The sequence below is a fragment of the Pectobacterium peruviense genome (assembly GCF_002847345.1).
Classification (GTDB): Bacteria; Pseudomonadota; Gammaproteobacteria; order Enterobacterales; family Enterobacteriaceae; genus Pectobacterium; species Pectobacterium peruviense.
This window is the reverse complement of record NZ_LXFV01000059.1, coordinates 41,754-64,253: the sequence shown is the minus strand read 5'-3', so window position 1 is coordinate 64,253 and position 22,500 is coordinate 41,754. Positions and strand designations below refer to the sequence as shown.

Sequence of the window (22,500 nt, the reverse complement as noted above, 5' to 3'; positions counted from 1 at the left end):
TAAAGACTGGTTTTCATAAAAACAGAGTGCTACGTTCATTGTAAGCGACGGATGTCGCATTTCTTTTGATTTTTCAGACCGATAGTTTTCCTGGTTGATGGTTTCTCAAATACAGGCAGAACAGGACGATGAGCGAAAAGGTATTGCTGGTGATTCAGTTGGGCCAACCGCCGGAAGGCATCGCGTCTCAGGTTGGGCAACAGGGGAAGTGGTTTAGCGATGCGGTACAGGGTAAAACGCAGCCAGTGCAGGTGGTTCGTCCCGATCTCGGGGAGCTGCTGCCGCCGTTTGACGCGCTGGCTGCCGTAATTATCTCCGGTTCGTGGTCGATGGTCACGGATCGGCTGGACTGGAGCGAATACACCGCTGGCTGGCTGCGCGAGGCGTATTACGCAGATGTCCCGCTGCTAGGCGTGTGTTATGGGCACCAACTGCTGGCCGATGCGCTGGGCGGTAAAGTTGGCGATAACCCAAACGGCAAGGAAGTCGGTGTTCAGGTTGTGACAACCCATGGCGTTGCGGCACAAGATCCTTTACTGCGTGACTATCCGCCGCAGTTCGGCGCTTATCTGACCCACCAGCAATCCGTGCTGGAAGCGCCAGCAGGTGCGCAGGTACTGGCGAGTTCAGAGATGGACGGCTGTCAGATTATCCGCTACAGCGAGAAAGTGTTGACCGTGCAGTTCCACCCAGAATTCAACGCTGACGTTATGTTGACGTGCCTGCGTCATAATGAAACGGCGCTGCGACAGGGCGGTTGGGATGTCGATCGGATGATGGATATTCAACAAGAGCCTATCTGGGCACGTAAAATTCTGCTGGATTTCGTACAGCGTTACGCGGCGAAATAGCGCGCGTTCAACGTGTTGTTCTCGTTAAAACGTCCTGCTCGATCGTCACCCATCGGTGATGATCGAATCCAAAATAATGGCATTCTCATCCAGCGAAACCGTAGCGCTATGGCAAAGTTTGAACAGCTTGCTCACCAGATCCGTGAGCAGCTTCAGGAAGGTATCTGGCAGCCGGGCGACAAACTGCCCTCGCTGCGGGAAAAATCACTGCATTCTGGCATGAGCCTGATGACGGTACTGCATGCGTATCAATTGCTGGAAAGTCAGGGGTTGATTGTGTCGCGTCCGCAATCGGGTTACTACGCGGCACCACAGCTGTCCACCACGCCAGCAGACAACCTGTATTCGCCCGTTGGGCTGGATCGCGTCCAGCTTACCGAAGACGTGGATGTTAACGCGTTTATTTTTGACGTACTTCAGGCCAGCAAAGATCCGGCGGTGATGCCCTTCGGATCGGCATTCCCCGATCCGCAGCTCTTTCCACAACGTCAACTGACGCGCTCGTTGGCCTCGGTGGCGCGTCATATGCAGCCGCAAAGCGCGCTGGATAATTTGCCGCCGGGTAATGAAAGCCTGAGGAAGAATATCGCCCAGCGCTATGCGTTGCAGGGTATTGCCGTTTCGCCCGATGAGATTGTGATTACGGCGGGGGCGATGGAATCCCTCAATCTCAGCCTTCAGGTGCTGACGGAACCGGGTGATTACGTGGTGATCGAATCTCCCGCTTTTTACGGTGCGCTACAGGCGATTGAACGTCTTAAGCTCAAAGCCATTGCGATTGCTACCGATCCGCAGCAGGGCATCGATCTTGATGCGCTACAGCAGGCATTGAATGACTATCCGATCAAAGCCTGCTGGCTGATGACTAATTTCCATAATCCGCTCGGCTGCACGCTGTCCTGGGAGAAGAAACAGCGGCTGGTGGCGATGCTGGAAAACCACGGAGTTGGGCTGGTAGAAGATGACGTCTACAGCGAGCTTTATACCGGCCTGCAACGTCCGTTGCCCGCCAAGGCGTTGGATAAAAAAGGCACGATTCTGCACTGCTCCTCGTTTTCTAAAAACCTGGTAGCAGGGTTCCGCATCGGCTGGGTGGCGGCGGGGAGTTATGCAGGAAGTATTCAGCGTTTACAACTGATGAGTACATTATCAACCAGCGCGCCGATGCAGTTGGCGATTGCGGATTATCTGGCGACCAGCAGCTATGACAGCCACCTGCGCCGCCTGCGCCGGGCGCTGGAGCAACGAAAACATGCGGCGCTACAGTCGCTACGTCGACACTTTCCGGGTGAAGTCCGCATTAATCATTCGCAAGGTGGCTATTTTCTCTGGCTGGAATTGCCTGAGGGCGTCAGCAGCACGGAGCTCTACCGTCGCGCGCTGGAACGAGGCATTAGTATTGCGCCGGGAAAAATGTTTACGACTGGCGATAAATACGATCGCTACTTCCGCTTCAACGCGTCCTACGACTGGGACGCTCGCTGCGAGCAAAGTGTGATCGCATTAGCCTCACTGATTAGGGCGCAGCTATCCTCTCGTCTTACCTGAGCACCTCTTTGTGGGTGTGTAGAAGCTTGCTGCTTTTCTGCTACTGTTCCCGTTATGGCGGAAAGGGGGAAGGCTGCGGCGATGGTTAAAAACAGGCATAACCTTGCCAGAAATCAGGAAGTCGATCGGCGCGACAGGTATAATCCCTATTAAAGGTGAGCGATACCCGCTATCTTTCGGATCGCGCTGACAGCCTTCCCGCGTTCCGAAATCTATCGGATAGACAACGTAAATAACAGGAAAAATCCCCCTGATGAGTATTCGCATTGTTCCTCAGGAACAGTTAGAACAGAATGAACAATCAACGCGGGAAGGGCATATCCCTCCGCTGCTTTTTGCCAATCTGAAAAGCCTGTACAGCAGTCGCGCGGAGCGCCTGCGTCAGTTAGCTGAAGATCACCCGCTGGGAGATTATCTCACCTTCGCCGCAGGCGTGGTGGAAGCCCAGCAGAAGGTGTTGCACGATCATCCGCTGCAGCTTGATCTGAGTGATGTGCTGAAACAGTCTGGCGAACGCCCGCCGCTCGATATCACGGTGTTCCCGCGTGATGCGCACTGGCACACGCTGCTGCGTGCGTTGATCGAAGAATTGAAACCGGATGCCAGCGGACAGGTATTATCCACGCTGGAGAATCTGGAAAAAGCCTCAGTACAGGAGCTGGAAGAACAGGCGACGGCGCTGCTGCAACACGAGTTTCGTGCCGAAAGCAACGATAAAGCCCCGTTCATCTGGGCGGCACTGTCGCTGTATTGGGCGCAGATGGCTAGCCTGTTGCCCGGCAAAGCGCGCGCTGTACCTGGTGAACACCGCCAGTTCTGCCCTGTGTGCGGCAGCATTCCCGTCTCTGGCGTGGTGCAGTTAGGCACGTCCAGCGGACTGCGTTATCTGCACTGTAATCTGTGCGAGAGCGAATGGCACATGGTGCGGGTGAAATGCAGCAACTGCGAAGAGTCCAGCGAACTCAATTACTGGTCGCTGGATAGCGAAAATTCCGCTATCAAAGCAGAAAGTTGTGGTCACTGCGGTACGTATCTGAAGCTGTTATATCAGGAAAAAGATCACCGCGTGGAAGCCGTCGCCGACGATCTGGCGTCGCTGGTGCTGGATGTGAAAATGGAGGAAGAAGGTTTTTCTCGCAGTAGCATCAACCCGTTCCTGTTCCCAGAAAGTTCGATCGAATAGCCTGCCTAATCGGTGAAGCGCGTTTGTGCTTCACCGCCTTTCTTTCAGAAAACCTACCTCTGCCACACACCGCTGAAGTGCAGCAGCAATACCAGCGCAGTGATCACAATGGACGCGGATGTCAGCACGATCAGCCCGTGACTAATGCGTGATAGCACCAACTGGCAACTGGCATTAAAACGATAACGCACAATCGCCAGCACCGACATCAGAGCGGAAACGCATAAGAGCAGCATAGCGCAGGCGAACACCGCGCGGCTGTCGTCGACGATACTGAGGCGAAAACACAGCAGGCTATTGATCAGCATCACAAACAGGGTTCGGGACCACGCCATGCCGGTTCGCTGTGGCTGTAACCCCGGATCGCGAGTCGTCTCCATGCGTTACCCGAGCAGAATCATGGCGGCGAGTGCGATAGCAATGAGGGTGATAAACAGCGTCACAATCAGCAGCATCGGCGTGTACGGCATATCATTTTCCTGCCGCATGGCTTTTTCATTGCTGACCCACCGACGATAGGCCAAGCCGCCAAGCAGCGCCGCACTGACGACCAGTAACAACGACAGCCCTTGACGCAGCAGCGGATCGATATGCACAGTAAATTGATCGATACCGACTGCACCCGCCAGAAACGCCAGCGCGGTGCGGATCCACGCTAGAAAGGTGCGCTCATTCGCTAATGAAAAACGGTAGTCTGGGGTTTTCCCTTGGCTCCACCACGGAGTTTTGTCCTGTCTGGGTGTTGTCATGTCGTCATCTGATTTCAGGTTGAAAAGGATATCCGCTGGGGCGCTGCGTTTGCATTCTAGCGCCCTTGGCGGATTTCGTCTGCCCTGATTGTATCAACGATGATTGTATCAGCACGGCATGATGAGGCACCCATAGCGGCGCGTCGTTTTATCAGGACGCGTCTTTCCCCGCTTCATGATTCTCTACTGCCAATGCGGTGACTAGTGCGAACGCGCAGGCCAGCAGCGTGCCGAGTATCCAGGCGAAATACCACATCTTCTTTCTCCTCAAGTCGTTAGTAAACGGAATGCTTATTTTCTTCGATATAACGTGCGTCGATTCGGCCAAACATTTTGTAATAACACCAGCTGGTATAGATCAGGATGGTGGGGACAAAAATGCAGGCTAAAATCGTCATCACCTGAAGCGTAAGCTGGCTGGAGGTGGCATCCCAGATGGTCAGGCTAACGTTGGGATCAAAGCTGGAAGGCATCACGAAGGGGAATAGCGTAATCCCCGCGGTCAGAATCACGCAGACAATCGTTAGTGACGACGTCAGAAATCCCCAACCGCAGCGGTTCACGCGTGAGAAGAGGCTCGTGAACCATGGCAGAATCACACCCAAAGCTGGGATAGTCCATAGCACGGGATACGCCGTAAAATTGGTTAACCAGGCACCGGCCTGCTGGACCACTTCTTTTTTCAATGGATTGGACGGCGCTGCTTTATCCAGCGCGGAGGTAATCACATAGCCGTCGATTCCGGTTAGTACCCAGAAGCCAGCCAGTAAGAAGGTGATGCTCATGAGTACGCTGGCGATCAGGACCGTTTTTTGCGCACGACGTTGAAGTGCATCGGTGGTACGCATTTGCAGGTAAATCGCGCCGTGGGAGACGATCATAGCGACACTCACTAACCCCGCTAGCAACCCGAACGGATTCAACAGGCCAAAGAATCCGCCGTGGTAGGTGAGGCGCAAATACATATCTACGCTCAATGGCACGCCCTGCAATAGGTTCCCGAGTGCGATGCCAAACACCAACGTGGGAACGAAGCTGCCGATAAAAATGCCCCAGTCCCACATATTACGCCAGCGGCGATTCTCCAGTTTTGAGCGGTAATCAAAGCCAACCGGGCGGAAAAACAGGGCGGCCAAGACTAAAATCATAGCGAAATAGAAACCGGAAAAGGCAGCAGCATAGACCATCGGCCAGGCGGCAAACAGCGCGCCTGCCGCGGTGATCAGCCAGACCTGATTGCCGTCCCAGTGTGGTGCGATCACGTTAATCATCACCCGCCGTTCGGTGTCGCTCTTTCCCAGTAGGCGCAGCAGAATGCCCACGCCCATATCAAAGCCATCAGTGATGGCAAAGCCGATGAACAGCAGGCCAATCAATCCCCACCAAATCAGACGTAATGTTTCATAATCCAGCATTATTGTGGCTCCCGTTAAGGTTTTGCAGGTGTGGCGAGTGGCGGTGTTGTCGGCTGTTCAAAATGATAACGGCCGGTTTTCAGGCTGCTTGGCCCCAGTCGGGAAAACTTGAACATCAGGTACAGTTCTGCGACCAGAAACAGCGTATACAGCCCACAAATCAGCCCCATCGATAGCAGAATATCGTGTGCTTCCAGGGACGAATTGGCGATAGCGGTAGGCAAGACTTCGGCGACCGCCCAAGGTTGACGACCGTATTCAGCGATAAACCAGCCGGATTCAATGGCGATCCAAGGCAGGGGAATACCGTACAGCGCCACGCGGTGCAGCCATTTACGCTCTCCCATGCGGCCGCGTATGACGCTCCAGAACGACAGGGCAAAAATAGCGAGCATCAGCACGCCACATCCGACCATCAGGCGAAACGCAATATACAGCGGTGCGACGCGAGGAATTGAATCCTTAGTGGCTTGCTGAATCTGATTTTCACTGGCGTTAGCGACGTCATCGGTGTAGCGCTTAAGCAATAGGCCATAGCCGAGATCGTGCTTTGCAGCCTCAAAACGTGCGCGAACGGTGGGGTCGCTGTTGCCCGAACGTAGTTCCTCCAGCAGATCATAGGCCGTCATACCGTTACGAATGCGTATCTCATGCTGCGCCATCAGGTCTTTAATGCCGACGACGGGTTTGTCGAGCGAACGGGTGGCAATCAACCCCAACAGATAAGGAACGTGGATGGCATAATCGTTCTGCATCGTCTCCTGATTAGGAATGGAGAACAGCGTGAAAGAGGCGGGAGCGGGCTGCGTTTCCCATTCGGCTTCGATGGCTGCCAGCTTGGTTTTCTGCACATCGCCCATCACATAGCCGGATTCATCACCTAAGACGATGACGGACAGCACTGAGGCCAGACCGAAACTGGCTGCAATGGCGAACGAGCGCTTGGCAAACGCGACATCGCGGCCTCTCAACAGATAGTAAGAACTGATCCCCAGCACGAACATCGCGCCCGCGGTGTAGCCTGCTGCCACGGTGTGTACGAATTTCACCTGTGCGACAGGGTTCATCACCAGTTCGGCGAAACTCAGCATTTCCATGCGCATGGTTTCGTAATTGAATTCGGCGGCAATCGGGTTTTGCATCCAGCCGTTGGCGACCAAAATCCACAAGGCGGAGAAGTTGGAGCCTAGCGCGACGAACCAGGTCACCATCATATGTTGGACTTTAGTCAGGCGATCCCAACCGAAAAAGAACAGACCGACCAGCGTGGATTCCAGGAAGAACGCCATCAGCCCTTCCATCGCCAGCGGTGCGCCAAAAATATCGCCCACGTAGTGAGAATAGTAAGACCAGTTGGTGCCGAACTGGAATTCCAGTGTTAGACCAGTTGCCACACCCAGTGCAAAATTGATGGCGAACAGCTTGCCCCAGAATTTGGTCATATCCTTGTAGATTTGCTTGCCGGTTAACACATACGTGGTGTTCATAATGGCCAGCAGGAAAGACAACCCCAGAGTCAGTGGGACGAAAAGAAAGTGGTACATGGCAGTCAGGGCAAATTGCAGCCGCGACAGCTCGACGACATCAAACATGTTACGCTCCTAGCTACAGGCAGGAAAATGCAGTTATTCCGATACTTGCCGGAATAAATAGTGATGAATAAATGCGAATAAATTAACGTCGACGGTATTTGCATCCGTCGGAAATTAACTTCACTGATTGAAGTGAGATAAGAATGAATAGTGAGTGAGACGTGCGGGGATTATACCGTGCAAAAACTGGAGGATAAATAGTACAGTTTGTTGATTTGATGACTTTATCTTTAATACTGTTATTTTGGTTTTATATTCTGATTTATTTGATGTATGTAAATTTTAATCTCATTAATAAATATTAATTGGGTTTTTATTTTGCTATTTGATTGATGTTTTAGCGTGGGGTTAAATTAAATAGTACAGATTTGTAATTGATAAATATAACAGTTTCATTTTTTATTTAATTTTACATTTGTTGATAAATAATAATGGGGATTATCAGGGCATTCTGACTAAAAATTCTGAAATGGCCGTACGTTAAATACGGCACATCTACATTTTGTAATGAATTTCTGGTGTTACCGATTAGATGAGCGGGGATTCTGGCCACACAACGGATGCGGCAGTGAGATCAAGGCGGCTCAACTCGACCAGATAAATTTTCCATTGGGTTAGCCGCTGTTGCTCTTCATCCGTGGCAATGGCTAAATCCACCGCGTAGCTTAGCTCGGTAATTCGGGTATTTGCCGTCGCGCGTCGCGCCGCCAGCTCCTGCTGTTGGTTTTTGGTCGAGGCAAGTTGTTGTGCTTCCAGGTTTGTCACCCACGTTGCTCCATCCCACTTGTCAAACTCGGTTGCCGGAGCCAGAAACGTCATGTTTTCAGGCAGAATGCCGAATTGCATCACCGTCTGCTGCTGGCGGGTTTCTGTGCTGTAAACCGTCTGGCCGCGATAATCCGGCACCTGTTCCCATGATTTACCATCAGTGGAACGGCGCAGGGCTTGTCCAACTGGCGGCAGTTCAGGCTCGTCGGCATAGCTATCGGCAGGAAGACCAACACCTTGCATAACATACTCATAGCTGGCGCTCTGATATTCCTGCGTAGCCGGATTAACGTGATAAACCGTAATCCAGCCTGTGTTAATTGCCAAGCCGTGTTCGTTCAGTTCTGCGTTTTTAATTTGTGTTGAATAGTTGCTCATTATGCTGCTCTCACGATGTAGTTGAAGGCGATATTGCGGGGACGAGTTTCATTCCCACCTGTCGTGCTCGTTGTTCCGATATCATCTACAGAGAAATTCGATGATCCGCTTCCGCGATCGGAATCGTTACGCAGCAACGGCACGCCGCTATGTGTGTGCTCTCTCAACTCGTCTGATTGGTGTGACATCAACGCACGCCCAGCATCAACACCACGCCCGTCATCCCAACCGCGCACGAATTCGCCGCGTAGATCTGGCAAAAAACCGCTGGGATAGCGATAGGTCAGAATAGGGTATTGCGCTTTGTCAAACTGTTGGCCGTTGCATTTCAGCCAGCCTTCTGGCGCCACGGCACCGGGGAATAGCTGCGGCATGCCTGCGAGCTCAGATGTGGGCATAGCGCCAATCGCGGATGGTGTTAGGTTCCCTTTCGTCCATACGTCGTGATAGTTGTGCTGTAACTTTTTCGACAGAAAAATAACATCTGACAACGTTTCGCCGGGCGCGGGTGGGATGACAGCTAGACGTGAATTATAATCTGTATCGCTTTTTCCATCGGTATGAAAATCAATATAACAATGCGATGGGTTTCCATTAACAGAACCGTATTCGATCACATAATCATCGTATGAATCAGGGTCATGGATTTCTATAATTCTGGATGGGATACGAGTGACGTGTGCATGAGAAAAAACCGGAGTGACCCACCCTTGCCAACTGCCACCTTTCAATACCACCCATGCAGATTTTGATGGATTAGTGACATCGACGACGCTCAGTACACCAAACCCATCAGTCGATGATTTCCATTCCATGATGCTTGGGCCGAAACCAACAGGTAGCCCCGTGACATTGTCCGGATCGGCTTGATATAAATTTGATGCTGTATTGCTCTTAAAATAATCAAGAATATTGACGCGGCTTATTTGCACGGCTTTGCTGCCCCATGCCGACTCGATTATTCCTATGTTCTTACGGAACAATACAGCGTTCGGGATATCCGCCCCGTTCTGGTTTTTTGCCAGTTTCCCCGCCAGTGCATTCAGCACCGTTGTGCTGAAGTTCGGATCATTCCCCAACGCATTCGCCAACTCTTGTAGCGTATCGAGCGCCGCAGGCGAGCCGTTGACCAATGCTGCCACGGCGGTTTTCACAAAGGCTGTGGTCGCCAGTTGCATATCGTTAGAACTGGAGGCTGCCGTTGGTGCTGTTGGTGTTCCCGTGAATGCAGGGCTGGCTTTCGGGGCATACTGGGGATGTGCATCGAGGATGGCAGCATGAGCATTCAGCTTATTGGTCGCGTCAGTTTTCACATCTGCAATCGCATTCAAGATGGTTGTGCTGAAGTTAGGGTCATTACCTAACGCATTCGCTAACTCTTGCAGCGTATCCAGTGCCGCCGGAGACCCATTGATCAGTGCGGCAATGGCCGATTTCACAAATGCCGTGGTGGCAATCTGCGTGTTGTTTGCCGTTTGCGCTGTCGTTGGTGCGGTAGGCGTTCCCGTTAGCGCTGGGCTATTTTTGGGGGCATATTGCGAATGCGGGTCGCTAGCTGCGAGATGTTTTTGCAAACTATCGCCAGTCGTTTCCTGCATTTTTTTCAGGTAAGCCGTGCGGCTGGCTAACTGCTCTGCCTGACGGTTGGAAATTCCCCCTGGACCTGCGATAACGCGATCCGATACTTCAAGCTGATAAATCCCATCAATCCAGTCTTCTTGTTCAGATAAATTCGCCACGCTCATGCGCTCCTGAGGCTATAAAACAGTGTTAGTAACGGTGCAGAGCGTACCTTCTGAGGTGGCTAGGGTTTAGCAACGGAGTTTAAAAATTAAAGTGAAAAGTGCATGAAAGCAGCTGTCATCGTGCGGACAGCATGTCCTTGCCGCTTGCCCGCTGTGGGCTAATGTAACTGGCGCATTAATTGCATCTTCCTGATAGTGGTTTTTTTCAGGAGAGACAGCGATGGTGGCGGAGCCTTCAACGACAATTCGATTTTTACTTGCCTCGCGCCAATGTGAGCTAAACAGCCTGCGCCACCTGCTACAAAGTGGTGAACTGGTGGGAAAAATCAGCCAGCTTGTGCATTTATTGCAGCGCGAACGGGGAACTGCCAATCTGTTTCTTTGTTCCGATGGCCGCTTCTTCGCCGATGAACTGGCGCTACGTGAAAAAGACGTGCAGGCAGCGCAGACGCATTTGATGATGCATCTGGCCGGGTTGGAAAAAATGACGGAGGAATTGCCGCAGGCGAGCCGTCTATTCAGCCGTGTTGCCAGCGTGGTTTATGCGCTGAGCCTGCTGCCCGCACTGCGTCAGCAGATTCGCCAGCGTTTGCTGCCCCAGCCTCAGGCGATGACATTCTTTAACGACATTATCCGTAACCTGCTGGCACTGGTTTTTGAGGTATCGGACACGGCGGCCGATCCGGGGATTTCCCGCGCGTTGATTGCCATGTTCAGTTTTATGCAGGGCAAAGAGCTGGCAGGGCAGGAGCGTGCTGTCGGCGCGGCGGCTTATGCGGCAGGCAGTGTCGATGAGGACACTCGGCAAAAGCTGCTGGATTTGATCGAACGGCAGGAGCGCTGCTTCGATACCTTCCTGAATTTTAGCGATGAAGAAAGCCTGCAACGCTGGCGTGCTATCGAAGTGGACAGCGAGTTTGAACGTCTGCGTCGCATTGTGTGTACCCGAAGCCCGATAGAAAAACTATCGGAAGCCGATAGCCTGCACTGGTTTTCGATTGCTACACGGCGCATCGACGAAATGAAACAGATGGAGGATGAACTGGAGCAGACGCTGATGCAACGCTGCCGTACCCGTATTGCGGCTGCGGAAAAGGCATGTAGCGATCAGCAGGCAGATTTTGAAGCGTTGATGGCGCAGCAGGAAAGCGATGATCCAGGTTATTCGATATTTGTTGCTGGTCACGACGTGGAAGGGCAAAACGCGCAGCCCGGCTGGCTGCATAGCGATGGCGTCAGCCCACAGTTGGGACGATCGCTGCTATCGCTTGTGCAACAACAGTCACGGCGTTTGCAGGTATTGGATCATGAATTGACCGCGCTGCGGGCTACGTTGAATGAAAGAAAACAGATCGACCGAGCGAAGGGCTTACTCATGCAGCACCGTGGATTAAGCGAAGAAGAAGCCTACAAAACCCTTAGGCGCATGGCGATGAGCCAGAATAAAAAGCTCATTGAAATCGCGACGGCGATGCTCGCGGTGGCAGATGTATTCGGGGATACCCCTTAAGGGGTATATGCACATGAACTGTGCGTGTTCTGCTAGTTGGCGGTGCAAGACTCCGTCTTGTGAAGAGGAAATCGCGGAGTCAATGGTTGTGGGTGGTGGTTTCGTGCGTAAAAAGATCGCTATTTCTATGCTACGTCGTAGCACACGCACGACACGGGGCGCTCAGTCGCCGCCGCCCCGTGACCCGAGGCTTTTTCGCGGGAAATTACGCCGCTGCGCGGTTCCTTCGGAAAATCAGTCACCTGACGGACCGTGGCTGACGCGCTCCCGGCGCGGCAGCCACTTTCGCAGCGTCCATGCTGCTCATCCTGGAGACTGATTTGTCCTCAGCGTAATTTACGCGGCAGAAAAGACAAACCGCGATCCCCCCTGTTCTTTTGTGGTCGTAAATCATAAATTTCACTATTTATTAGTGCCTTACTTTCAAGTGGCGTAAAAATTATGCAGCGGTGAGCATGATGGCCGAGTGAGCGGCATAATTTAGCCGGAAGCCAGGGTTCGCAGGGCTGCGGCGCTTGAGCGCCCTGCGTCGGGCGCGTGTGAGATATCGCAGATTAAAGGGTGAGGTATGGCGCACGAAACTGTCTCTGAACCTGTATAGATATGTGATTAATAAACCGCCCCTGCGAAGGGACGGTACGCAAAACTGTGATAGCTGGCACAAACCTTGCTTTAACTCATTAGCAACAACCAAACATTCATAATGCGTTTCGGACCAACGGCGGTGCGGAAGGTGTTAATCGGACAACGGCGTCCATAAGCGTGCAGATTCTGCATGGGCTTGTGGGCGCCGTTTTTGTTTTTACCGCCTGAAAAGGCATTTTGCGCAAGGGTGTCGTTGATGAGTGATTCCAAAACCAAAAGCATAACCGTCTCTCGCCGCCAATTTCTGTTGGGGAGCGCCGCGCTGGGAGGCAGCCTGATGCTGCCAGGATTGATGAATAGTGCCTGGGCTGCGGGTTCCGATGGGCCGGAGAAAAAGGAAATTCGGGTTGGGTTCATCCCGTTAACAGATTGCGCTTCGGTTGTGATGGCGGCAGTGAAAGGCTTCGATAAGAAGTACGGCATCACTATTGTTCCCAGCAAAGAAGCCAGTTGGGCTGCGGTACGTGACAAGCTGGTATCGGGCGAGCTGGATGCCGCGCACATTCTGTACGGTCAACTGTACGGCCTGCAAATGGGGCTGTCCGGGTCGCAGAGCAACATGGCGGCACTGATGACGCTCAACCAGAACGGGCAAGGGATCACGCTGGCGAATCAGCTGCGTGAAGCCAACGTTACCGATCTCGCCGCACTGCAAAAATATGTCTCCGCCAGCCCTGCGGGTACTTACACCTTCGCGCAAACCTTCCCGACCGGCACACACGCCATGTGGCTCTACTACTGGCTGGCCTCTGCGGGGATTCATCCGCTGAACGATGTGCGCACCGTAGTAGTACCGCCGCCGCAGATGGTGATGAACATGAAGATTGGCAACATGGTTGGCTACTGCGTTGGCGAACCGTGGAACCAGCGTGCCATCAGTGAAAACATCGGCTTCACCGCCGCCACTTCGCAAGACATTTGGCCGGATCATCCGGAAAAAGTATTAGGCACTCGCGCTGACTGGGTGAACGCCAACCCGAATAGCGCCCGTGCGTTGACCGCCGCGATCCTCGACGCGTCGCGCTGGATTGATGCTTCGGACGACAACCGCCGTGAGACGGCTGGTGTGGTTGCCGGACGCGCTTACATCAATGCTAAAGAAGAAACCATTGTCGGACGCATGCTGGGTCAGTACGAAAACGGATTAGGGAAAAGCTGGAAAGACGAACACGCGATGCGTTTCTACCACGACGGTTCGGTGAACTACCCGTATCTGTCCGACGGGATGTGGTTCCTCACCCAGCATAAACGCTGGGGCTTGCTCACCGAAGAACCGGACTATCTGGCCGTCGCGAAGCAGGTTAACCGTATTGATATCTACAAGCAGGCAGCCGATGCCGTAGGGAATGTGCCCTTGCCCGGTAGCGACATGCGCAGCAGCGTGCTCATCGACGGTCGTCGCTGGGACGGTAGCGATCCGGCGGGTTATGCCAACAGTTTTAGCGTGAAGAAATAAGTGAGGTTGATGATGAAAAACCAGGCCCAGGTCATTCCAATTACCGCAGATAACGCCCCGGAAACTGTACACAGCGCCGAGATTATGCCGCTGCCAACTAAACCCGCGACGCCTGGGAAAGCGCCAGCGGCTCCCGCTTTTGCCTACCGCCCGCTGCTGCGTAAGCTGTTTCAGCAACTTTTCCCCGCGGTACTGGGGCTGGGGCTGCTGATTGCCGTCTGGCAAATTGCTGCGCTCAACAGCGAAAACTTTCCAACGCCGTGGACGACCTGGCTCGCGGCGCTCAGCCTCTTTGCCGATCCGTTTTACATAGCAGGGCCGAACGATCAGGGCATTGGCTGGAACGTATTGGCCTCGCTGCAACGCGTGGCTATCGGTTTCGGGCTGGCGGCGCTGGTTGGTATACCCGCTGGCTTCCTGATTGGTCGTTTTACCTTTCTGGCCAACATGCTCAACCCGATTATTTCTCTGCTGCGCCCGGTCAGTCCCTTGGCATGGCTGCCTATCGGCCTGTTGCTGTTCCAGCGTGCGGAGCCAGCATCCAGTTGGACGATTTTCATCTGTTCCATCTGGCCGATGATCCTCAATACCGCCGAAGGCGTGCGCCGTATCCCACAGGATTACCTGAACGTGGCGCGGGTGCTGAAGCTTTCCGAATTCACCATCATGCGCAAAATTCTACTACCTGCGGTGCTGCCTAACGTGTTGACCGGTGTGCGTCTGTCGATTGGTATCGCCTGGCTGGTGATTGTGGCAGCGGAAATGCTGACGGGTGGCGTCGGTATCGGCTTCTGGATTTGGAATGAGTGGAACAACCTGAATGTGGAAAACATCATCATCGCCATCGTGGTGATTGGCGTTATCGGTCTGCTGCTTGAGCAGGGGCTGGTGTGGATTGCTAACCGTTTCAGCTATGACAACCGCTAAGGAGCCGATGATGCGTACAACCCCGATTATTCAAGTGCAAAAGGTGAGCCAGCGTTTCAATACCGCCAGCGGTGAGTTTCTGGCGCTGGATCAGGTGAGTTTTGATATTCATACCGGTGAAACAGTCAGCCTGATCGGCCATTCCGGTTGCGGGAAATCCACGTTATTGAACCTGATTGCCGGCCTGACGCTGCCGAGCAGCGGTGGCCTGCTGTGTGACAACCGTGAAATTGACGGGCCGGGACCGGAACGCGGCGTGGTCTTTCAGAACCATTCTCTGCTGCCTTGGTTGACCACCTACGAAAACGTCGCGCTGGCGGTACGGCAGGTGTTTCGCGGACAGATGAACAAGCACGAGATGCACGAATGGATTGTCCACAATCTGGAACTGGTGCACATGGGGCACGCGCTGAACAAGCGTCCAAATGAGATTTCCGGCGGGATGAAGCAGCGTGTAGGTATCGCCCGTGCGTTGGCAATGAAGCCGAAAGTGCTGCTGATGGATGAACCGTTTGGCGCGCTGGATGCGCTGACCCGTGCGCATCTTCAGGATGCAGTGATGGAGATTCAGCAGCGTTTGCAAACCACGATTGTGCTGATTACCCACGACGTAGACGAAGCCGTACTGCTGTCTGATCGCGTGCTGATGATGACCAACGGCCCCGCGGCGACGGTCGGTGAAATCATGACGGTTGAGCTGGAACGCCCGCGTTCACGCGTCGCGTTGGCTGACGATCCGCGCTACCACCATTACCGTCAGCAGGTACTGCATTTCTTATATGAAAAACAGCCTAAAGCAGCCTGATAGCGAGGCCGGAACGATGATAAAACCGCATCTGATAGTGATTGGTAACGGGATGGCAAGTGCGCGATTCGTCGATGTGCTGCGGCAACTGGCCGCGACGCGCTACCGAATCACCGTGATTGGTGATGAGCCGCGCGCCAGCTATAACCGCATCCTATTGTCGCCAGTATTAAGCGGCGAAAAAGCGTTTACGGATACGCTGCTGACGCCTGCGGCTATCGACGATGATGCGGCACTGCCGGTGAACACTCTGTTGGGTGAGCGGGTTACCCATATCGATCGCCAAGCGCGTGAGGTGACAACGACGCAACGGCAACTGCATTACGACCATCTGGTACTGGCGACGGGCTCAACGCCGTTTATGCCGCCGATGCCCGGTATCGATCTGGCTGGCGTGTGTGGTTTCCGCACGCTGGATGATGTTGAACTGATGTTGGCGACGATTAGCCAGTCCGTTCCTGCGGTGGTGATTGGCGGGGGGCTGCTCGGTATTGAGGCGGCTGCGGCGCTAAGACTGCGTGGTGCTGATGTGACGTTGCTGCATCGCGTTCCGATTCTTATGGAACGTCAACTGGATGCCACAGCAAGCGACCTGCTGTGTGACAGCCTGCGCGCGCGCGGTATCGCCTGTGAAACAGATGTGCAGGTTGCTGCACTGCATGGCGACGCACACGGCGTAACGGCAGTCGAACTGGCAGATGGCCGCACGATCCCCGCCGGGCTGGTGGTGGTGACCGCTGGCGTGATCCCTGCCAGCCAACTGGCTCGCGAGTGCGGCTTGCCCTGCAACCGTGGTGTGCTGGTGGACGGACAGTTGCAAACTGCCGATCCGCATATCAGCGCGATCGGTGAATGCTGCGAACTCAATGGCGAAACGTTCGGGTTGGTTGCCCCGTGTTTCGCCCATGCCACGCTGGTTGCACAGCGCCTTGCTGGACATGCACCGCAAGACTATCAGCGTGAACAGGCGACGACGCGGCTGAAAGTCACGGGAATTGGCGTGGTCAGCGGCGGCGATATTAACGTTGCTCCGAATGATGAGGTGTACACCACGTTTGATCCGCAGACGCAGCACTATCGCCGTCTGCTACTGCGTGACGGTCGGCTGAGCGGTGTCCTGCTTTATGGCGACACTGACGACAGCCCGCGCCTGCTAGCTGCGATGGATAACACGACTGAAGGCGAGATGATACCGCCTGCCACGCTGCTCTTCGGCCTTTCTTCCCCTGATTCTGACTCACAGCCTGAAGCTGTAAGGATTCCTGTCATGAGCAAACCTATTTTAGTGGTCGTAGGCCACGGTATGGTCGGCCACTATTTTCTTGAACAGCTGGTTGAGCGTGACCTGCATCAGCATTACCACGTCGTGGTATTTGGCGAAGAACGCCATGAAGCCTACGACCGTGTTCATCTCTCCGAGTATTTTTCCGGACGCAGCGCTGCCTCGTTGTCACTGGTAAAAGACGGCTTTTTTGCCGAGAGCGGCATTGAATTGCGCAGCAGCAGCGAGATTGTGGCGATCGATCGTGAGCGTCAGTGCGTGTGTGACGCGCAGGGTAGAGAAACCGCCTACGACAAACTGGTGTTGGCGACGGGTTCTTACGCGTTTGTTCCGCCGATCCCTGGCAATACGCGCCCCGGTTGTTTGGTTTATCGCACGCTGGACGATCTGGACGCGATTGCGGCGCAGGCGAAAAAGGCCACATCCGGCGTGGTGATTGGCGGCGGCTTACTGGGACTGGAAGCTGCCAACGCCCTGCGTCAGCTGGGGCTGGACACTCATGTGGTGGAATTTGCACCACGCCTGATGGCGGTACAGCTGGATGACTGCGGTGCCTCGATGCTACGCCGCAAGATCGAGGCTCTGGGCGTACAGATTCATGTCAGCAAAGAAACGCGTGAAATTACCGACGGCGAGCGGGCGTTGCATCGTCTCTGCTTTGCCGACGGCAGCGTGTTGGAAACCGACTTAGTGTTATTTTCCGCTGGCATTCGCCCACGTGACAAACTGGCGGATAGCTGTGATTTAGATAAAGGGCCACGTGGCGGCATCGTGATTGACGACCGTTGCCAAACTTCTGACGATGCGATTTTCGCTATCGGCGAATGTGCGCTGTGGAAAGGTCAGATTTTTGGGCTGGTAGCACCGGGCTACCAGATGGCACGCAGCGTGGCCGATACGTTAGCGCTGCGTGATACGCCATTTACTGGCGCAGATATGAGTACCAAATTGAAGTTGCTGGGCGTAGAAGTCGCGTCGATCGGTGACGCGCACGGGCGCACGGCAGGAAGCCAAAGCTACCAGTGGACGGATGGTCCGAACGAGGTCTACAAGAAAATCGTGGTGTCTGCCGACGGCAAGCATTTGCTGGGTGCGGTATTGATTGGCGACAGCAGCGATTACAGTACGCTGCTGCAAATGATGCTCAACGATATGCCTCTGCCTAAACAGCCGGAAGGACTGATTTTACCGGCGCGTTCTGGTGATGCACCGAAAGGGCTGGGCGTGGCGGCCTTACCCGCCAGCGCACAGATCTGTTCCTGCCATAACGTCAGCAAAGGCGACATCTCAGCCGCAGTAGCGGGCGGCTGCGGCGAGCTGGGTGCGCTGAAAACCTGCACTAAGGCGGGGACGGGCTGCGGCGGCTGTGTGCCACTGCTTAAACAGGTGATGGAGTACGAACTGACGCAACTGGGCGTCGAAGTGAAGAAGGACATTTGCGAGCACTTTGCCTATTCGCGTCAGGAACTGTATCACCTGATCCGCGTGCATGAGATCCGTTCGTTCGATGGCCTTCTTGAGCGTTACGGCCACGGTTTAGGTTGTGAAGTGTGTAAGCCGCTGGTGGGGTCGATGTTGGCGTCCTGCTGGAATGACTATCTGTTGCAACCTCAGCACCTGCCGTTGCAGGATACCAACGATCGTTTCTTTGCCAACATCCAGAAGGATGGCACCTATTCCGTCGTGCCACGCATTCCGGCTGGGGAGATCACGCCAGCCGGGCTGATCGCCATTGGTCAGGTGGCGCAGCGCTATAACCTGTACACCAAGATCACGGGTGGTCAGCGGGTGGATCTATTTGGTGCGCGATTGGAACAGCTTCCGGCGATCTGGCGTGAGCTGGTTGACGCCGGATTTGAAACCGGTCATGCCTACGGCAAATCGCTGCGTACGGTGAAATCCTGTGTGGGATCGACCTGGTGCCGCTATGGCGTGCAGGATTCCACCGGGCTGGCGATCCAATTGGAGCACCGTTATAAGGGGCTGCGCTCACCGCATAAAGTCAAAATGGCGGTTTCCGGCTGTACCCGCGAATGTGCGGAGGCGCAAAGTAAAGATATCGGTGTGATTGCCACGGACAAAGGCTGGAATCTGTACGTGTGCGGCAACGGCGGCATGAAACCGCGCCATGCGGATCTTTTTGCCAGCGATCTGGATACGGAAACCTTACTGCGTACCATCGACCGCGTGTTGATGTTCTATATCCGCACTGGCGATCGCCTCCAGCGTACCAGCACCTGGATGGATAATCTGGAAGGCGGTATCGACTATCTGCGCCAGGTGATTCTGGAAGACAGCCTGAATATTGGCGAAGAGTTAGATAAAGAGATGCAGCGCGTGGTGGAAGCTTATCAGTGCGAATGGCAAACCACGCTGGAAAGCCCAGAGCGTCTGGCGCTGTTCCGTGGATTCCTGAACAGCGATAACCCAGATGAAGCAGTTGTGATGGTGCCGGAGCGTGGGCAGATTCGTCCGGCGCAGGAACATGAAAAAACGATATCGCCAGAGCCAGTAGTCCTGAAACCTGCCACGCATGAAGCGGAATGGGTACAGGTAGCAACGCTGGGTGACATTCCGCGTCATGCCGGAATGGCTGCCCGTCTCGGACAGCAGCAGATCGCGCTGTTCCACCTGCCGAGCAGCGAGCAGCAGGTGTACGCGTTGGAAAACCACGAACCGGGCAGCGGGGCGAATGTGCTGTCGCGTGGGTTGATCGGCGATGTTGCGGGTGAACCGGTAGTGATTTCCCCTCTGTACAAAAAACGCTTCAAGCTGCGGGATGGTGTCAGTCCGGATGACCGTGCGCTGTACGTTCGCGCCTGGCCAGTGCGTGTTGAAGACGATGAAATCTGGGTATGCCGTCAACCGCTGGCCGTACCTGACAGCGTCGCTCTGGCAGACAATGATATAGCGAAAGCATCATGAACGCGCGCGTCTGTCGGACCACCTGCCCGTATTGTGGCGTCGGCTGTGGCGTGCTGGCAGAACACGATGGGCAAGGTGCGGTAAAGATCAGCGGCGATCCTATACATCCGGCGAATTTGGGGCGACTGTGCGTCAAAGGTTCCGCGCTGGGAGAAACGCTGGATCTGAAAGGTCGCCTGCTGTGGCCACTGGTGGAAGGGCGTCGCGTCAGTTGGGAGCAGGCGCTCGATACGGTGGCCGAACGATTGCTGGCAACGATGCGACAGCACGGTCCGCAGTCAGTGGCATTTTATGGTTCAGGCCAACTGTTGACGGAAGATTATTACGTTGCCAATAAGCTGATGAAGGGTTTCATTGGCGTCGCCAATATGGATACCAACTCACGTCTGTGCATGGCGTCGGCGGTGATTGGCTACAAGCGTGGATTGGGCGCGGATGCTGTTCCCTGTAGTTATGAAGATATCGAGCTGGCGGATGTGGTGGTGCTGGTGGGGTCGAATACTGCCTGGGCGCATCCAGTGGTGTATCAGCGACTGGTGCAGGCGAAACAGCAGCGGCCGCAGATGCAGGTGGTGGTGATCGATCCGCGACGCACCGCAACCTGCGATATCGCCGATCTGCATTTACCGCTGCAACCCGGCAGCGATGCAGGGCTGTTTAACGGCCTGCTGCATTGGGTTGCGCAGGGTTCCCACACCGATCTCGCCGAATTGGCTGAACGCTTTTCCGGTGTGGAGGACGCACTACAGTCAGCGAAAGAATGGTCGGTGGCGCAGGTGGCGGATTTCTGTCAGTTAGATAAAGCCGATATTGAGTGTTTCTACCACCTGTTCAGCACCAGCGAAAAGGTGGTCACGCTTTATTCGCAGGGCGTTAATCAGTCGTCCTCGGGCAGTGATAAGTGCAATGCGATCATCAATGCCCACCTGCTGAGCGGCAAAATCGGTTTACCCGGTAGTGGTCCCTTTTCGATAACCGGACAGCCAAATGCCATGGGCGGGCGAGAAGTCGGCGGTTTAGCCAATCAGCTTGCCAGCCACATGGGTTTTACGCCGCAGGATATCGAGCGCGTGGGGCGTTTTTGGCAAAGCGATAATGTCGCGACACAGCCCGGCCTGAACGCGGTGGATCTGTTCCGTGCGGTTGAGCGTGGCGATATTAAAGCCGTGTGGATTATGGGCACCAATCCGGTGGTATCGATGCCGGATGCTGATCGGGTGAAACAGGCGCTGGAGCGCTGCCCGCTGGTGATTGTCTCCGAGGTGATGCGGCATACCGATACCGCAGAAACTGCCGATATTTTACTCCCCGCATTAGGCTGGGGTGAAAAAGATGGCACGGTGACCAATTCCGAACGCCGGTTGTCTCGTCAGCGTGCTTTTCTGCCTGCGCCGGGGGAAGCGAAGGCCGACTGGTGGATATTGAGTCAGGTCGCGCAGCGTATGGGATTTGTCGACGCATTCGCCTATCAGCATCCCGCAGAAATATTCCGCGAACACGCGGCGCTGTCTGGGTTTGAGAATAACGGCAGCCGTGCGTTTGATATCAGTGGGCTGGCGACGCTCAGCAACGAGCAGTGGCAGCAGTTGGAGCCGATACAGTGGCCGGTGAATACGGTATTCCCGAACGGACGCGCCCGACTGGGTGACGATGGCCGATTCTGGCATGCCGATGGTAAAGCGCGTCTGGTGGCAGTTGCTCCATCGTTGCCGCAAAGTCCGTGGAGCGCGGCGTATCCGCTGGTGCTCAATACCGGACGTATTCGCGATCAATGGCACACCATGACGCGTACCGGTAAAGCGGCTCGTCTGATGCGTCATATCAGTGAACCTTACTGTGAGTTACACCCACAGGATGCGCAGACGCATGATATTCAGGCCGGCGATCTGGTGCGCTTGTCATCATCTCATGGCTGGATGCTAGCTCGGGCGCGACTCGACGCTGGGCAAGCGCGCGGTAGTGTGTTTGTACCGATGCATTGGAATCAGCAGTTCAGCGCTCAGGCACGAGCCGACAGCTTAGTTGCCCCGATTACCGATCCTTATTCCGGCCAGCCGGAAAGCAAGCACAGTCGGGTGCGTATCCAACCGTGGCATACCGCCTGGCAGGCCACGCTATTTTTCGCCGACGAACCCATGTCATCACCATTAACGTTACCCGCAGAGCATGATGTTCTGCCACCGCCCGCAGCCTATTGGAGCAAGATCCCTCATGAGGGCGTGACGCAGTATCTGTTTGCCGACCGGACGCCAGTAGACGACTGGCAGGCATGGCTGGCTGAACACTATGGGTTGGAAGACATGCAATGTCAGATCGCGCAGGGCAACGGCGTATTTCACCTGATTGGTTGGCGCGATAGCCGCGTAGTTCTTGCCTGCTATGTCAGTGCGCAGGCGCTACACATCGACAGCGATGCGGTACGTCAGGCATTTATCACTCCACCACAGTTGCCGCATGAGCGCCATGCTCTGCTGGCAGGTCAGGCACCGCAAGGGCAGGTGAAACAGGGAGCCACGATTTGCAGTTGCTATAGCGTCGGTGAGGACATCATCGTCGGCGCTATTCGTAAAGGGTGCCACAGCGTGGCGGCATTAGGCGGCGCACTGAAATGCGGTACCAACTGCGGTTCCTGCATCCCCGAACTGAAGGCGTTATTGAGTCAGCATGTCCCGATAACGGTCAATGAATTGAAAAAAGCAGGTTGAGCGCGACGGCGTAATG

At 54.7% G+C, this 22,500-nt stretch carries 16 protein-coding genes; 9 read left to right on the top strand and 7 right to left on the bottom strand.

Annotated features, from left to right (window positions below; all coding sequences use genetic code 11):
- Nucleotides 1-128: 128 nt before the first annotated feature.
- From A0G03_RS21350 to fdhE, 3 genes are all read left to right on the top strand, one after another.
- On the top strand, nucleotides 129-851 hold the full coding sequence (locus tag A0G03_RS21350) for a glutamine amidotransferase (RefSeq protein WP_048259495.1): 723 nt from the start codon (nucleotides 129-131) through the stop codon (nucleotides 849-851).
- Between the two features lie 108 nt (nucleotides 852-959).
- On the top strand, nucleotides 960-2,399 hold the full coding sequence (locus tag A0G03_RS21345; protein ID WP_048259496.1) for an aminotransferase-like domain-containing protein: 1,440 nt from the start codon (nucleotides 960-962) through the stop codon (nucleotides 2,397-2,399).
- A gap of 253 nt (nucleotides 2,400-2,652) precedes the next feature.
- Nucleotides 2,653-3,582, top strand: a complete 930-nt coding sequence (gene fdhE, locus A0G03_RS21340) for a formate dehydrogenase accessory protein FdhE (RefSeq protein WP_048259497.1) — start codon at nucleotides 2,653-2,655, stop codon at nucleotides 3,580-3,582.
- A gap of 53 nt (nucleotides 3,583-3,635) precedes the next feature.
- On the opposite strand, the gene A0G03_RS21335 is transcribed toward fdhE, so the two are convergent.
- The 7 genes from A0G03_RS21335 to A0G03_RS21305 all read right to left on the bottom strand — a co-directional run bounded on the left by A0G03_RS21335 (nucleotide 3,636) and on the right by A0G03_RS21305 (nucleotide 10,223).
- Nucleotides 3,636-3,962, bottom strand: a complete 327-nt coding sequence (locus tag A0G03_RS21335) for a DUF202 domain-containing protein (protein WP_048259498.1) — start codon at nucleotides 3,960-3,962, stop codon at nucleotides 3,636-3,638.
- Between the two features lie 3 nt (nucleotides 3,963-3,965).
- The gene (locus tag A0G03_RS21330) at nucleotides 3,966-4,331 is read right to left on the bottom strand and encodes a YidH family protein (protein ID WP_048259499.1); all 366 of its coding nucleotides are present in this window, start codon (nucleotides 4,329-4,331) and stop codon (nucleotides 3,966-3,968) included.
- Between the two features lie 151 nt (nucleotides 4,332-4,482).
- A complete protein-coding gene (gene cydX, locus A0G03_RS21325; protein ID WP_010278781.1) occupies nucleotides 4,483-4,587 on the bottom strand; it encodes a cytochrome bd-I oxidase subunit CydX in 105 nt (34 codons plus the stop codon).
- A gap of 19 nt (nucleotides 4,588-4,606) precedes the next feature.
- A complete protein-coding gene (gene cydB / locus A0G03_RS21320; RefSeq protein WP_048259500.1) occupies nucleotides 4,607-5,746 on the bottom strand; it encodes a cytochrome d ubiquinol oxidase subunit II in 1,140 nt (379 codons plus the stop codon).
- Between the two features lie 14 nt (nucleotides 5,747-5,760).
- Nucleotides 5,761-7,338: a cytochrome ubiquinol oxidase subunit I gene (cydA, locus tag A0G03_RS21315; protein WP_048259501.1), complete on the bottom strand. Its 1,578-nt coding sequence runs from the start codon at nucleotides 7,336-7,338 to the stop codon at nucleotides 5,761-5,763.
- A gap of 528 nt (nucleotides 7,339-7,866) precedes the next feature.
- Nucleotides 7,867-8,484 (bottom strand): tail fiber assembly protein, encoded by a 618-nt coding sequence (locus A0G03_RS21310; RefSeq protein WP_048259502.1) that lies wholly within the window; start codon nucleotides 8,482-8,484, stop codon nucleotides 7,867-7,869.
- Nucleotides 8,484-10,223 (bottom strand): phage tail protein, encoded by a 1,740-nt coding sequence (locus A0G03_RS21305; RefSeq protein ID WP_241771495.1) that lies wholly within the window; start codon nucleotides 10,221-10,223, stop codon nucleotides 8,484-8,486. The genes A0G03_RS21310 and A0G03_RS21305 overlap by 1 nt, the downstream gene beginning before the upstream one ends.
- Before the next feature lie 226 nt (nucleotides 10,224-10,449).
- Between A0G03_RS21305 and A0G03_RS21300 the strand changes: the two genes are divergently transcribed.
- The 6 genes from A0G03_RS21300 (at nucleotide 10,450) to A0G03_RS21270 (ending at nucleotide 22,484) form a co-directional block, all read left to right on the top strand.
- On the top strand, nucleotides 10,450-11,739 hold the full coding sequence (locus A0G03_RS21300) for a nitrate regulatory protein (RefSeq protein WP_048259503.1): 1,290 nt from the start codon (nucleotides 10,450-10,452) through the stop codon (nucleotides 11,737-11,739).
- Between the two features lie 841 nt (nucleotides 11,740-12,580).
- Nucleotides 12,581-13,840 carry a CmpA/NrtA family ABC transporter substrate-binding protein gene (locus tag A0G03_RS21290; protein WP_048259505.1) on the top strand — a complete coding sequence of 420 codons (1,260 nt, stop codon included), beginning with the start codon at nucleotides 12,581-12,583 and terminating at the stop codon, nucleotides 13,838-13,840.
- A gap of 12 nt (nucleotides 13,841-13,852) precedes the next feature.
- Nucleotides 13,853-14,767, top strand: a complete 915-nt coding sequence (ntrB, locus tag A0G03_RS21285) for a nitrate ABC transporter permease (RefSeq protein ID WP_048259826.1) — start codon at nucleotides 13,853-13,855, stop codon at nucleotides 14,765-14,767.
- A gap of 10 nt (nucleotides 14,768-14,777) precedes the next feature.
- Complete coding sequence (locus tag A0G03_RS21280) at nucleotides 14,778-15,572, top strand: ABC transporter ATP-binding protein (protein ID WP_011094523.1); 795 nt, start codon at nucleotides 14,778-14,780, stop codon at nucleotides 15,570-15,572.
- Nucleotides 15,573-15,588: 16 nt separating this feature from the next.
- Nucleotides 15,589-19,779, top strand: coding sequence for a nitrite reductase large subunit NirB (gene nirB / locus A0G03_RS21275; RefSeq protein WP_080965234.1), 4,191 nt, complete (start codon nucleotides 15,589-15,591; stop codon nucleotides 19,777-19,779).
- Nucleotides 19,776-22,484: a nitrate reductase gene (locus A0G03_RS21270; RefSeq protein WP_048259506.1), complete on the top strand. Its 2,709-nt coding sequence runs from the start codon at nucleotides 19,776-19,778 to the stop codon at nucleotides 22,482-22,484. The genes nirB and A0G03_RS21270 overlap by 4 nt, the downstream gene beginning before the upstream one ends.
- The last annotated feature ends 16 nt before the right edge of the window (nucleotides 22,485-22,500 follow it).